This window comes from Marinobacter salsuginis (assembly GCF_009617755.1).
Classification (GTDB): Bacteria; Pseudomonadota; Gammaproteobacteria; order Pseudomonadales; family Oleiphilaceae; genus Marinobacter; species Marinobacter salsuginis.
Window position 1 is genome coordinate 76,752 of record NZ_BGZH01000002.1, and the last position, 13,166, is coordinate 89,917.

At 55.8% G+C, this 13,166-nt stretch carries 12 protein-coding genes, 1 tRNA gene and 1 pseudogene; 1 reads left to right on the forward strand and 13 read right to left on the reverse strand.

The window, feature by feature from the left end:
- Nucleotides 1–79 precede the first annotated feature (79 nt).
- Complete coding sequence (locus GJU83_RS11620; protein ID WP_153634617.1) at nt 80–817, forward strand: MORN repeat-containing protein; 738 nt, start codon at nt 80–82, stop codon at nt 815–817.
- 37 nt (nt 818–854) lie between these two features.
- On the opposite strand, the pseudogene GJU83_RS11625 reads toward GJU83_RS11620, so the two are convergent.
- The 13 genes and pseudogenes from GJU83_RS11625 to uppS form a co-directional block, all read right to left on the reverse strand.
- A pseudogene (locus GJU83_RS11625) lies at nt 855–1,083 on the reverse strand (transposase); the annotation flags it as partial.
- 536 nt (nt 1,084–1,619) lie between these two features.
- Nucleotides 1,620–1,696, reverse strand: a tRNA-Met gene (locus GJU83_RS11630).
- Between the two features lie 69 nt (nt 1,697–1,765).
- Nucleotides 1,766–2,464, reverse strand: a complete 699-nt coding sequence (gene rnhB / locus GJU83_RS11635; RefSeq protein ID WP_153634450.1) for a ribonuclease HII — start codon at nt 2,462–2,464, stop codon at nt 1,766–1,768.
- Nucleotides 2,464–3,645 (reverse strand): lipid-A-disaccharide synthase, encoded by a 1,182-nt coding sequence (lpxB, locus tag GJU83_RS11640; protein WP_153634451.1) that lies wholly within the window; start codon nt 3,643–3,645, stop codon nt 2,464–2,466. The genes rnhB and lpxB overlap by 1 nt, the downstream gene beginning before the upstream one ends.
- Before the next feature lie 18 nt (nt 3,646–3,663).
- Nucleotides 3,664–4,455, reverse strand: a complete 792-nt coding sequence (lpxA, locus tag GJU83_RS11645) for an acyl-ACP--UDP-N-acetylglucosamine O-acyltransferase (protein WP_069184895.1) — start codon at nt 4,453–4,455, stop codon at nt 3,664–3,666.
- A complete protein-coding gene (gene fabZ, locus GJU83_RS11650) occupies nt 4,455–4,892 on the reverse strand; it encodes a 3-hydroxyacyl-ACP dehydratase FabZ (RefSeq protein WP_069184896.1) in 438 nt (145 codons plus the stop codon). Before fabZ ends, lpxA begins: the two co-directional genes overlap by 1 nt.
- 11 nt (nt 4,893–4,903) lie before the next feature.
- Complete coding sequence (lpxD, locus tag GJU83_RS11655; RefSeq protein WP_153634452.1) at nt 4,904–5,929, reverse strand: UDP-3-O-(3-hydroxymyristoyl)glucosamine N-acyltransferase; 1,026 nt, start codon at nt 5,927–5,929, stop codon at nt 4,904–4,906.
- Nucleotides 5,930–5,976: 47 nt separating this feature from the next.
- Nucleotides 5,977–6,474: an OmpH/Skp family outer membrane protein gene (locus GJU83_RS11660; RefSeq protein WP_136631745.1), complete on the reverse strand. Its 498-nt coding sequence runs from the start codon at nt 6,472–6,474 to the stop codon at nt 5,977–5,979.
- Between the two features lie 45 nt (nt 6,475–6,519).
- Complete coding sequence (gene bamA / locus GJU83_RS11665; RefSeq protein WP_153634453.1) at nt 6,520–8,838, reverse strand: outer membrane protein assembly factor BamA; 2,319 nt, start codon at nt 8,836–8,838, stop codon at nt 6,520–6,522.
- Between the two features lie 44 nt (nt 8,839–8,882).
- Nucleotides 8,883–10,232: an RIP metalloprotease RseP gene (rseP, locus tag GJU83_RS11670; RefSeq protein WP_069184900.1), complete on the reverse strand. Its 1,350-nt coding sequence runs from the start codon at nt 10,230–10,232 to the stop codon at nt 8,883–8,885.
- 49 nt (nt 10,233–10,281) lie between these two features.
- Nucleotides 10,282–11,466 carry a 1-deoxy-D-xylulose-5-phosphate reductoisomerase gene (gene ispC, locus GJU83_RS11675; protein ID WP_069184901.1) on the reverse strand — a complete coding sequence of 395 codons (1,185 nt, stop codon included), beginning with the start codon at nt 11,464–11,466 and terminating at the stop codon, nt 10,282–10,284.
- Nucleotides 11,467–11,468: 2 nt separating this feature from the next.
- Nucleotides 11,469–12,308, reverse strand: coding sequence for a phosphatidate cytidylyltransferase (locus GJU83_RS11680; RefSeq protein ID WP_069184902.1), 840 nt, complete (start codon nt 12,306–12,308; stop codon nt 11,469–11,471).
- Between the two features lie 21 nt (nt 12,309–12,329).
- Nucleotides 12,330–13,100: a polyprenyl diphosphate synthase gene (gene uppS / locus GJU83_RS11685; RefSeq protein ID WP_069184903.1), complete on the reverse strand. Its 771-nt coding sequence runs from the start codon at nt 13,098–13,100 to the stop codon at nt 12,330–12,332.
- Nucleotides 13,101–13,166 lie beyond the last annotated feature (66 nt).

Here is a 13,166-nt window from a genome sequence, read left to right on the forward strand (position 1 = left end):
AGATCTCCCGAAATAAGCACCAGGTAGCCCAGCGAGATCTGCTGAAAACTTACATCGAAGGCATCCTCCACTCGTTCGGATGGGCAAATGGATCGACTGGACCATCGTGGATGGAGACCCACATGGTTATGGCACATATTCATGGGGTCCCACCACTAAATGGGCAGGAGATGTCTATGTAGGAAACTGGTCAATGGGCGAGAGAACAGGGTACGGCGTGTATTCAAGCCCCAGGCCGACTGGATACAAATATGATATAGAATTGGATGGTCGTTATGTGGTTCGAGGAGTTTTTCGAAAGTCAGAGTTAAAGGAACTTTGTACCTCTGAGAGTTCGTGCGTAGCAATTACAACCCGACCTGAAAGTAAAAAGAAATCGCCACCAAAGTCCCAGTGGGAATTTGGCTCTGAGACTGACAAATTCACGGACCGTATTACTCAGATAATTGCCACTAAATCTTCGAACCGCCTCAATCGGATATTGATGATTGCGTGCTCAGGAGGCGAAATGGCGTTGGTGTATCAACATTCCTTTAGTCCATTGATATCAGATAATGATCGTGCTGAGCTGATCGTAAGAATTGATGACAATGAAGTTCACAGATTTCGTTTCAGCGACTTGTCGTTTGACGGCACCATGACAGGAACGTCAATTAACGAAGAAGCCAAATTGATTGCGGAGATGAAGGCAGGCCTAGAAATTGCGGTGCAATCTTCAACGCGTGACTTGGAGATATCGTATGAAGGCTCTGTTGAAGATGTTTTCTCTCTCATTGGATTTACTGCCGCCTCTCGAAAACTCGATTGTATTCAATAAAGAGGGGCCCTTCTCCGTAGTACCGATTCCACAAGAGCTTGAGCCATTCTTCAGCATCAATCTTCTTTAAACGGGAATTTCCAGCTTCCAGCTCCTTCAGGCGCTTTATCATCGATGCGTTCATTCCGCCAAAGTTCGAGCGCCACTGGATAGATCAGCGCCGAACTGAGATTGTGTTCCCGAGCCAGTTCAGCCACCTGAACTACGGCTTCGTGCTGCTTCAACGTCGCCATGATCTGGCTGTCGGTAAATCGAGACTTCTTCATCGGTTGTTCCTCCTGCGGTCGCGTTAAAGGCCTCTACTCAAAATTTCGATTATTCTCTGGGGGATTACACAGGCACCCAGTTGAACTTGGTACCGTGAGTGACCGCTTTGAAAGCAAAGCGTGTGGGTGCGACGCCAATGTTCGCTTTTGTTTAAAAGCTTGGATTTATACTGGTGCCCTTGCCACTCCTAGCCTGTGAGTGAACCGACCTCGGTTCAGATTTTACACACTGGCTCATCTCGCCGCGGTAAAAAGTCCGCTTTCTAAAGAAAGCGTGGCCAGAACTCCGACGTATGTCGCCATAATGTGGCAGCTGAACTAGACTGGAACGTCAAGAACACACTCAGACTTGCAGCGTAGACAACTACTCTCACCGGAAGAACAAAAACTGACTGACGGTCATTTTCCAGCTGGCCGCAGATCGAACCGTCAAAAGCCTTGGCACATATTTGTCACATATACGTCACAGGGGATTTCTTCCGGCCCAAACGCAAAAAAGGCAGATCAGTGAATCACTGATCTGCCTTTCTCTTAGATGGTAGCGGGGGCTGGATTCGAACCAACGACCTTCGGGTTATGAGCCCGACGAGCTACCAGACTGCTCCACCCCGCATCAAAACTGGTTGTTGATGGGCTTGCCCCGATCAACGTGCGCGTATATTAAGGATTGGATGCACCACTGTCAATCAATATCTTCGAAAAGATCGGTTCGATACTGCAGTTGCTCTGGCTCTGGCTTTGGCTCTGGCGCCACTTTCTCGCGATAGAAGCCCACCTGCTCGATCACTTCCTGTACCGGGCGAAACGAGCGGCGGTGCTCGGAAGTCGCACCGAGACGGCGCAGGGCTTCCAGATGGATCGGTGTTGGGTAGCCCTTGTGCTGTGCCAGGCCGAAACCAGGGAAACGCGTCTCCAGCGCTTCCATTTCCCGGTCACGGGTTACCTTGGCAATGATGGAGGCGGCGCTGATGGCTTCGACCCTGCTATCACCCTTCACAACAGGCTCCGATGGCCAGTGCCACTTCGGACAGCGGTTACCGTCCACCAGAACGTATTCGGGGGCGATCGCCAAACCTGAAACCGCACGCTCCATGGCCAGCATCGTGGCCTGATAGATGTTCAGCTCATCAATCTCATGGGCCTCGCACCGGCCTATGCTCCAGGCTTTGGCATGCTCCAGGATCTCCCCATAGAGCGCGCTGCGGCGTTTGTCAGTAAGCTTCTTTGAGTCCGCGAGGCCCGCAATCGGCCGGTCCGGGTCCAGAATCACCGCCGCCGTTACGACAGCCCCAATCAGCGGACCCCGACCGACCTCGTCGACACCAGCCAGGAGAGAGCCCGTATAGCGGCATTCGAACGGCGGCAATGGCTTTTTCGGCATCAGCGGGCACCCTGCTCTAACAAGTCAGAGATCGCCTGGGCGGCTTTTTCATCAGCACCCTGCCTCAAGGTGTGGTGCAAGTCAGTAAAGGCTTCTTTGAGCCGAACCCGCTCTTTAGTGTTTTCCAGGCGCTCGAGCACTGCGGCGCCCAGACTTCCCGCCGTGGCGTCGTCCTGAAGCAGTTCCGGAACCAGCTGGCGCTTGGCAAGCAAATTGGGCAACGCGACGTGAGGTACCTTGACCAATTTCGACAACAGGGCATAGCTGAATCCGCTCAAGCGATAGCCCACGACCATCGGCTTTTTCAACAGCATCGCTTCCAGCGTTGCAGTTCCCGAAGCAAGCAGCACAACATCGGAGGCGGCCATCACGTCTCGGGACCTGCCTCGCACAATCGTGACTGACAGTTTCACCTCGAGCGCATCAACCAGATCCCGCACCTGTTTTTCGCGATCCCTGTTTACACAGGGAATCACCAGTTGAAGATCCGGGCGTCGCTCCTGGATCCAGCGAGACGCTTCCAAAAACAGGGTGCCTAGTCTTTCCACCTCCCCTGCCCGGCTGCCCGGCAGGACGGCAAGTACCGACGCTTCGAGGTCTATACCCAGCGACTCCCGCATCTTGAGGGTATCCGGTTCCATGGGAATGCGATCGGCCAGGGGGTGACCCACGAACGCCACGGGCACGTGGTGTTCCTCATAGAAACGAGCCTCAAACGGGAACAGGGTCAGCATAAGGTTGACGGACTTGGCGATTTTAAAAATCCGCTTTTGCCGCCAGGCCCACACGGATGGGCTGACATAATGGACAGAGAGGATACCGGCCTCGCGGCAGCGTCGCTCGATAGCCAGAGTGAAATCCGGGGAATCAATACCAATGACCACGTCCGGAGGAGTGGTGAAGAAATAGTCCAGCACTCGGGCCCGGATGCTGAATAGTTCGCGAATCCGACCCAGGACCTCAACCAGGCCCATGACCGAAAGGCGCTCCATCGGCACCAGCGAGTGAAAACCTTCAGCAACCATCTCCTCTCCGCCAATTCCGACGAAACGGGCACGGGGATAACGCTGCCGGAGGGAACGAATCAGCCCGGCACCGAGGATATCCCCCGATGCCTCGCCGGCAATGATACCGAATGTGATTTTGCGTTCGCTGATGATCGCGTGAGAAAGATCTGTCACCGACAGGCTCCTGCCGGGTTAGCGGATGATGCCGCGGTGTGCTCCACGCAGGGAGTCAATGAGCGGGCGAATCTCCGCAACATCGGAATAGGATTTCTCGAGTTCTTCAACGGCCTGTTCGGTCGTGAGCCCCTGGCGGTAGATGACCTTGTAGGCACGGCGTAAGGCCAGCAAAACATCTTTACTGAAACCGCGGCGCTTGAGGCCTTCGACGTTCATGCCATGAGGCTCCGCTGACTGACCACTGGCCATAACGTAGGCGGGAATATCCTTGAGTACGATGCTGCCACCGGCCGCCATGCTGTGGGGGCCAATATGGCAGAACTGGTGAACCATGGTACCGCCACCGAGGATCGCAAAATCACCGACCGAGACATGGCCCGCAAGGGTCGCGCAATTGGCCAGGATGGTGTTATCCCCCACAATGCAGTCGTGGGCGACATGCACATAAGCCATCAGAAGGTTACCGCTGCCAATGCGGGTTTCGCCACGATCCTGGACCGTGCCGCGGTGGATGGTGCAATTCTCTCGAATCACATTGTTGTCACCAATCACCAACGTGGTCGGCTCGCCGGCGTATTTCTTGTCCTGACACTCTTCACCGATACTGGAGAACTGGAAGATGCGATTGTTCCGGCCAATGACCGTAGGCCCTTTAACAACAACGTGCGACAGGATCTCTGTGCCATCGCCGATTTCCACATCCGGACCAATGTAACTCCACGGCCCGACGGTGACGTTGTCCCCGAGCCTGGCTGACGGGTCTACAATTGCCTGAGGATGGACTCCCGACCAGTCATTTGTCGCCATCAAACTTCTCTCTCAGCGGTCAGAATCTCTGCCACGCAAACGACTTCTCCGTCGACCAGAGCGCGACACTCGAATTTGTATATACCCCGTTTACCGGAAATAAATTCCGACTCCATGCACAGTTGATCCCCTGGCAATACCGGGCGTTTGAACCGGGCCTTGCTCGAACCGGCCAAGTATTGTACCACGCCGTCAGAAGGTTTCCGGCCCACAGTCACAAAACCGAGAATGCCGGATAACTGCGCCATCGCCTCAATGATCAAGACGCCCGGCATGATGGGATTATTCGGGAAGTGGCCCTGGAAGAACGGCTCGTTAAACGAAATATTCTTGTAGCCCTTGATCGATTTTCCCTTTTCGACCTCAGTTACCCGATCCACCAGCAAAAACGGGTATCGGTGTGGAAGGTACTCCAGAATTTCGTCGATGTTCATCATGTTGATCGGCCTCAGCCCTCTAATTTCTTTTCGAGTTCTTTTACCCGTCGCGCCAGAACATCCAACTGCCGGAAGCGCACCGCATTCTTGCGCCATTGACGGTTGGTATCGGCACTCGTGCCTGATGAATAGACACCTGGCTCCCGGATGTCACCGGTTACCAGAGTCATACCGGTCAGATGAACCTGATCGGCGATTTCAAGATGGCCAGCAACGCCGGATGCGCCACCGAAAACACAGTGCCTGCCAACGCGGGTGCTGCCGGCAATGCCAACCATAGCCGCCATGGCGCTGTGCTCGCCTATGCATACGTTATGGGCAATCTGGATCAGGTTATCGAGCTTCACACCGTCGCCAATCACGGTGTCATCCAAAGCCCCGCGATCGATAGTGGTGTTGGCGCCCACTTCCACATCATTCCCGAGAACAACGCGCCCGAGCTGTGCAATACGGTGCCAAACGCCCTTCTCGTTCGCGAAACCAAAACCGTCGGAGCCTATCACAGCACCGCTGAGTATGTGGCAACGTTCGCCAATCACCACGTCGTGAGCCAGAGTCACCCGGGGCCGAATCAGAGTCCGGGCTCCGATTCTGGCGCGGGCTCCAACAATCGAGCCGGCTCCAACAACAACCCTCTCACCAATATCTGCCCCGGCTTCCACCACCACATTCGGGCCTATGCTGGCATCCTCAGCGATGGTCGCTGACGGGTCTACTACTGCGGACGGGTGAATGCCGGGCGAAGCAACGGGGGCGGGGTCAAACCAGTGGCTCAACCGGGCATATCCGAGATATGGATTGTCCAGTAACAGGGCGTTGGTCGGAGCCTCTTTCGCCGAGGCAGGTGCAACAATAACGGCCGAAGCACGCGTGTCTGGCAGATATTTGCCATAGGACGGATTCGCCAGGAAGCTGATCTGACCGGGACCAGCCGCCTGCAACGTCGCCAGACCCGAAACCTTTACATCAGGGTCACCCCGTAGCTCCGCACCAAGGGCATTGGCAATTTCCCCAAGGCGATAGGACCTTTCTGTCATTGCGAACTCCCAAGCAACGATCAGGGCACCGGGGTGCCCGTCACAGATTAACGGTTCAGTTTTTCAAGAAGCTGAGAGGTCAGGTTCATTTCAGGCTTTACATAGACAACTGCTTCGCTTGGCAGGATAAGGTCGAGGTTGTTCTCCTCAAGAAGCTCCTTGACCGCTGCGTCCACCTCGGGACGAGCCTGCTCCAGAAACGCCTGCTTGCGCTGGTTCACTGTTGAATCCAACCGCTGCTTGAGAAAGTTGAACTCCTTTACCTTCTCCTGGAACTCTCCCGCCAGCTTGTTACGCTCGCTCTCGTTCATCATGGCTCCATCCTTCTCAAGGCGTTCCTGGAGCTTGCGAGCTGCTTCCTGGGCTTCACGGACGCGGGCTTCGTCCCCGGCAAAATCCTTCTGAAGGGATTCGCTGAATGTCTTGGCATCGTCAGACGAGAACAGTGCCTGACGCAGATCGACTACACCAATCCGGGTTTCGGCCATCGCCGGGAATGAAAACGCCATAATCACAGCAGCGAACATCAAAACAAATCGGGACATTGGTTTTCTCCTGATTTTCATCCGTCGATTATTATTATCCATGCTTTAGAAGGTCTGGCCCAGCGAGAACTGGAACACCTGTGTGTCGTCGCCAGCTTTGTCGTTCAGAGGGTAAGCGAGACTGAATGCCAATGGGCCAACAGCCGTTATCCACTGGAAGCCGACACCGGCTGCCATCCTGATTTCGCTCAGTTCCGGATCGAACCCCCTGGCTGTATCAAACACCTGGCCGGCATCCAGGAAGAATGCCGTTCTCATTGAGCGGGTATCGCCAGCAAACGGCGTCGGGAAGATCAGTTCCAGACCACCCTCGGTCAAAAGGTTGCCGCCAAACGGATCCGGATCCGAAAGGTCGTTTACGTTATTCGTTGCCCTGAGCCCCAGCGAGTTGGCTTCGTATCCACGAACCGAACCATAACCACCGGTGTAGAAGTGCTCGTAGAACGGCATCTGGCTGCGATCACCATAGCCATCGCCGTAGCCGATCTCTGACCGTGCCCGGAAGACCCAGCGATTATTATCGGTCACAGGGTAGTAGAAATCCGTTTTGTGGGTAGCTTTGTAGAAAGTCAGATCACTACCCGGCACCGCCACATCCAGGGACAGTGAGTGGCTGTAACCATCAGTCGGCAACACGCCACGGTTCAGAGTACTGCGACGCCAGCTTCCGAACAGGAAAAAGTTGGTGAACGAGTCGCCTTCCTCATCAATGAATTCACTCACCTCCTGTGACGTAAAGAGGCCTTCCTTCAGATTCGACTGAGTGACACCGGCACCAAAATTCAGGCGGGTAATACTGTCCGTGGGGTAGCCGAAGGTAACGCGGCCACCGTACTCATCCAGCAGGAACGAGGAAATATCTTCCTCTTCGTAGTCAGTCTCCCGGGCGAATACACTGAACCCGCGGCTCACGCCATCAACGGTGTAGTAAGGGTCCAGATAGGAGATGTTTGCGCTCTTGATGGAGTCACTGACATTCACGCCGAAGGATACCCGCTTACCGGTACCAAAGAAGTTATTCTCAGAGACATTGGCACCGAGAATCACACCGGAATCCTGGGAAAAGCCAATGGAGGCCGAAAGGCTGCCTGTTGGCTGCTCCTCAACGGAATAATTGACGTCCACCAGGTCGTCGGTGCCAGGTACCGGGACGGTGTCCACGTTAACAGTCTGGAAGAAGCCAAGACGTTCCAACTTGGTCTTGGAGAACTCGATTCGGTCGGAAGACGCAACACCGCCCTCCATTTGCGTCATTTCCTGGCGCAGGACATCATCGCGTGTAGACACGTTGCCATCGAAATTGATTCTTCGCACGTAGGCCCGCTTGCCAGGCTCCACAAAAAACGTGACTGCGGCTGTGTTGTTTTCGCCCGGCTCCGGAACGGCATTGACGTTGGCAAAGGCATAGCCCTCACGGCCAAGCCGGAATGCCAGGGATTCGGAAATTGCTGTCATGCGGGACCGGGAGAATACATCACCTTCCTCGACCGGAATCAGCGAGCGCAATTCCTCCTCACCCACGATGAGCTCACCGCGAAGGTTGATTTCGGAAATGGTGTACTGGGGACCTTCATTTACAGCAATCGCGATGAAGACTTTTTGCTTGTCCGGAGAGATGGACACTTGGCTGGACTCGACGTTGAAATCGAGATAGCCCCGATCAAGATAGAATGACCGAAGCGACTCCAGATCGCCGCTCAGACGTTCTCTGGCGTATTTGTCCGCGTTGGTTATCGAGTTCCACCAGCTCGTGGTTTGCAGCTCGAACAGATCCTGCAGCTCCTCGTCGGTGAAATCCCGGTTGCCAATGAGATTGATGTGGTGAATGGCGGCAACAGAACCTTCATTGATATCCAGACGAATCGAAACCCGGTTTCTCGGAAGCTCTTCCGCTGTTGCCTTTACCCGGGCATTGTAGCGGCCCTGAGCAATGTATGAGCGCAGTATTTCAAGCTCCAGACGTTCGAGGGTCGCACGCCGGAACACCTGGCCTTCCTGAAGCCCGGCCCCTGCCAGCGCGTCCATCAACATCTCGGTTTCAATGTTCTTATTGCCCTCGATCTCGATATCACTGATGGAGGGACGCTCTCGAACCGTCAGAATGAGTACACCAGCTTCCCGGCTGGCCTCAATGTCGGTAAAAAGCCCGGTCCGGAACAGCGACTTGATCGCATCAGCCAGCTCGGTCTCGTCCACCTGTTCACCAATATTGACAGGGAACGCAGAAAAAACAGTACCCGCAGATACCCTCTGCAGGCCTTCAACCTCAATATCCGCAACAGTGAACTGATCAGCAAGTGCTGGCTTCATGCCGGACACGGCCACAGCGAGGCCAACGGCTACACTTAGAAGAGAACGTCTCATTCAAATATTTCGCCTGGTTAATGCGCGTAAAGAGCTCGCAATTCTCACAACCGCATCAGGTCGTTGTAAAGAGCAAACACCATTAATGTGAGGATCATTGCCATACCAATTCGTAATCCAAACGCTTGAGCCTGCTCGGAAAGCGGCTTTCCCCGGAGGGCTTCGATGGTGTAGTAAACGATATGACCACCATCCAGTACCGGTACAGGCAGAAGGTTCAAAATGCCCAGACTTACGCTCAGATAAGCAAGAAAACGCACGAAATCTTCGAATCCGGAGCTGACGCTGGCCTCTGCAACCCGGGCAATGGTTATCGGACCACTGAGGTTTGTGGGCGACAACAGTCCGGTGACCATTTTCTTGATGGCCACGAGCGTAAGACGGGTGTCCGCCCAGGTTTCGCTGAGGGCTACCGGGATGGCAGCGAACGGACCGTAGCTGACATCCCGCAGAACTTCCTCTGGCCACGAGATCGCCTCCACACCTGCCCCGACGAAACCGATCGACTCGCCACTTTCCTCGGTCCTTGCTTCCGGGGTCACGCTCAGGGATTGTTCCGAGCCGTTGCGCTCCACAGTGACCTGAAGTGTCTGCTCCGGAGCGTTGCGAATGAACTCTACCAGCTCAAACCAGCTGCCGATCGCCTCGCCATTCACGGCAACGATGCGATCTCCGGGCTGCAACCCGGCTGCCTCTGCACGCCCACCCTCGGAAATCTGACCCAATACAGGCGGCACAGCAGGCCGCCATGGCGTGATGCCAAACTCAGCCAGCGGGTTGGGCGTATCATCACTCAGGCCCCATCCTGAAAGCTCACCGCTGACGGTTCCCCGGGCGCCATCCTCGGACACCTCCATGGAGATCGAACCATGCTCGCCAGTCCGCTCGAGGATGCGCATGTTCACATCACGCCAGGAACTGACCCGATGGCCATCCACGGCGTGAATCTCCATGCCTTCCTGCAGCCCCACCCGCTCGGCCACGCTCTCGTCGGCAATCTGGCCAACAATGGGCGCAACATGGGTAACGCCAACCACGCTTAATAGCCAGTAAGCAAAAATGGCAAATATGAAATTGGCTACGGGGCCAGCCGCGGCAATGGCAATACGTTGGCCGGGCGGCTTGGACGTGAAGGCCTGGTCTCGGAGTTCCTCGGGTACCGGCCCCTCTCGCTCATCAAGCATCTTGACGTAGCCGCCCAGTGGAATGGCCGCAACCGCGAACTCGGTTCCATGCTTGTCATACCAGGAAAACATGGGTTTCCCGAAACCCACCGAGAATCGGAGCACTTTTACCCCGCACCGCCGGGCCACCCAGAAATGACCGTATTCGTGCAAGGTCACGAGGATGCCGAGGGTAAGCGCGAGTGCGAGGACGGTTTCAATAATCTGCATAGCGTTCCTGATTGAATGGCTTCAGCCGGGCAGCCTACGGCTGCGACTATCAGACAGTTAACAGACCTATCTGTTCCCGCGCACGACCCCGTGCCTCTTTATCCTTGGCAAAAATGATCTCAAAGCTGTCTGCTGGCTCTACTGCGGTCGCAGCGAGCGTTCGCTCTATGATAACGGGGATATCCGAAAAACACAGGGTACCGTCGAGAAAAGCGGCAACCGCCACTTCATTGGCCGCATTCAGAACCGCCGGTGCAGTGCCGCCCGCCTCGAAAGCTTCCGCAGCAAGGCGCAGACAGGGGAAACGCCCCAGATCCGGGCGTTCGAAGTGAAAACGCCCGATAGCGAACAGATCCAGGGGGGCAACTCCGGCATCAATGCGCTCGGGCCAGGCCAGGCCGTTGGCAATCGGCGTTCTCATATCCGGACTGCCAAGCTGTGCCAACACGGATCCATCGGCATATTCCACCATGGAGTGGATGATACTCTCTGGATGAACATGCACCTCGACTTTCTGAGGTGTTGTGTTGAAAAGCCAGCAGGCTTCAATCAGCTCCAGGCCCTTGTTCATCAAGGTGGCTGAGTCTACGGAAATCTTTTGGCCCATGGACCAGTTGGGGTGGGCACACGCCTGGGCCGGAGTTACCGACCGGAGATCTTCAGCAGAGTGCTCGCGGAAGGGGCCACCGGAGGCTGTCAGCAAGATCCTCGTAATACCGGCACCAGCAGGATCCCGGATCTTGTCTGCCGGCATGCACTGGAAAATCGCGTTGTGCTCGGAATCGATCGGCAGCAGTTCGGCACCGGCCTCGGTCACGGCGTCCATGAACAATTTCCCGGACATCACCAGGGCTTCTTTATTGGCAAGCAGCACCCGCTTCCCTGCCCTTACCGCTGAAAGCGTAGGCGATAATCCCGCCGCGCCAACAATGGCTGCCATCACGGTATCAACGTCAGGCGCCGAGGCTGCCTGACACAACCCATCCAGGCCGGCGAGCACCTCGGTGTCCGGCAAGTCTGCCAGCAGCTCGGAGAGCATATTGGCAGCCTCTGGATCGGCCATGACGGCCACCTTGGGACGGAATTCCCGGCACAATACAGCCAGTTCCTCAGCGCGGGTGCTGGCGGTTAATGCATAAACCGAGAAACGTTCCGGGTGCCTTCGAACAACATCCAGGGTGCTGAGGCCAATGGAGCCCGTGGCTCCGAGAATGCTGATAGAGCGGGTTGCCATAGTCACCAGTGCCCGGTTGTGAGCCAACCAAGTTGGGTAATGATGAGAGCAAAAACCGGAATCGCCGCTGTCAGACTATCAATCCGATCCATAATCCCGCCATGGCCGGGTAGCAACTGACTACTGTCCTTGATGCCCCGATGCCGCTTGAGCATGCTTTCCAGCAAATCACCCAACACCGAAACCAGGCCGGTGGCGAGACTGGCAACAATCAGGAGCAGTGTCTGTCCTGCCCCTGCTGAAGCCAGAAAACTCACCACAAGAGCAAAGGCTCCCACGGCCACCAGACCACCCCAGACACCCGCCCAGGACTTACCGGGGCTGACCCGGGGTGCCAACTTTGCTTTTCCAAACGCCCGACCGGCAAAGTAAGCACCGATATCAGCAACCCAGACCACGCAGAACACGTAAAGAATGAGCAGCAGGTTGTTGCTGCTGTCGCCAAACTGGAAGCCACCGGTACGCAGGTGATTCAGGCCAACCCAGGCGGGCACCAGCACGAACAGCCCCATTACGGCTCTGACCGGCAGACTGCCCCATTTATCAGACCCTGCGGGGTAACTGCGAACCAGAAGAAAACAGATGCCCCACCAGAACAGCGCCAGCCAGAGCACCGCCACAAACGGCACGTTGAGAAGCCCGTATAGAATCAGGGCGGTTAGCAGCGCATAACCGATCCGACCAGCAGGATGCCCAATGCCAGACATATTTGCCCACTCCCAGGCACCTATAGAGATGATGGCACCTGTGAAGAGAGCAAACCCCAGCGGAGGGAGAAAGAAGATCCCGCCGATGGCGATCGGGGCGAGAATCAATGCGGTGATAATTCGGGTTTTTAACACGGTTAACGTCGCTATCGTTCGTTATTGTTGTAGAGCCTTGGCCGCTATCTGATCATCTGTCTGGCCAAAACGACGCTGTCGACCGGCATATGCCTGCAGGGCCTTGAGCATCTCTTCCTGCTGAAAATCAGGCCAATACACCGGAGAAAAGTAAAGCTCTGTGTAAGCCAGGTGCCACAGCATGAAGTTGCTGATTCTCTGCTCACCGGCCGTGCGAATCATCAGATCAGGCATTGGCAGGTCACCAATACTGAGGTGCTGCTGGATCAGGTCATCGGTAATATCGGATGGCGCCAAATGCCCGACACGCACTTGTTCCGCCACCTTGCGCGTGGCCTGAGTGATATCCCAGTGTCCGCCGTAGTTCGCTGCAATCACGAGCGTCATCCGGGTGTTGTTGCGGGTCAGCTCCTCCGCCGCTTCCATATGTTCGCGAAGCGCAGAACTGAAGGCGGACCGGTCACCAATTATGCGCAACCGGATGTCGTTACGATGAAGCTTCCGCACTTCGCGCTCGAGCGCGAACAGGAACAGCTTCATCAGGGCCGACACTTCGTCCTTGGGGCGCCGCCAGTTTTCACTGGAAAAGGCAAACAGAGTGAGAACTTCCACACCTTCGCGGGCGCAGGTTTCTACCACTGCCCTGACCGCATCCACTCCGGCCTTGTGGCCAGCCACTCCCTTGAGACGACGGGCCTTGGCCCATCGATTATTCCCGTCCATGATGATGGCCACATGCCGGGGTCGGCTGTCTGCCGACACCGGAATCTCTGCGGATACAGTTCCCGTCATGAAATCCCCTGTGCGGCCGAAGCGCTTGATTGCCGCGGCCTTTCAATTCGCTTGCAAGTGAACCCG

What these genes read in the sequence shown, in the direction of transcription:
- GJU83_RS11620 (WP_153634617.1), top strand. Translation starts at nt 80, where the DNA reads ATGGGCAAATGGATCGACTGGACCATCGTGGATGGAGACCCACATGGT.
- rseP (WP_069184900.1), bottom strand. Translation starts at nt 10,232, where the DNA reads ATGCAGATTATTGAAACCGTCCTCGCACTCGCGCTTACCCTCGGCATC.
- rnhB (WP_153634450.1), bottom strand. Translation starts at nt 2,464, where the DNA reads ATGCCGAAAAAGCCATTGCCGCCGTTCGAATGCCGCTATACGGGCTCT.
- fabZ (WP_069184896.1), bottom strand. Translation starts at nt 4,892, where the DNA reads ATGATGAACATCGACGAAATTCTGGAGTACCTTCCACACCGATACCCG.
- lpxD (WP_153634452.1), bottom strand. Translation starts at nt 5,929, where the DNA reads ATGACAGAAAGGTCCTATCGCCTTGGGGAAATTGCCAATGCCCTTGGT.
- lpxA (WP_069184895.1), bottom strand. Translation starts at nt 4,455, where the DNA reads ATGGCGACAAATGACTGGTCGGGAGTCCATCCTCAGGCAATTGTAGAC.
- GJU83_RS11660 (WP_136631745.1), bottom strand. Translation starts at nt 6,474, where the DNA reads ATGTCCCGATTTGTTTTGATGTTCGCTGCTGTGATTATGGCGTTTTCA.
- bamA (WP_153634453.1), bottom strand. Translation starts at nt 8,838, where the DNA reads ATGAGACGTTCTCTTCTAAGTGTAGCCGTTGGCCTCGCTGTGGCCGTG.
- ispC (WP_069184901.1), bottom strand. Translation starts at nt 11,466, where the DNA reads ATGGCAACCCGCTCTATCAGCATTCTCGGAGCCACGGGCTCCATTGGC.
- uppS (WP_069184903.1), bottom strand. Translation starts at nt 13,100, where the DNA reads ATGACGGGAACTGTATCCGCAGAGATTCCGGTGTCGGCAGACAGCCGA.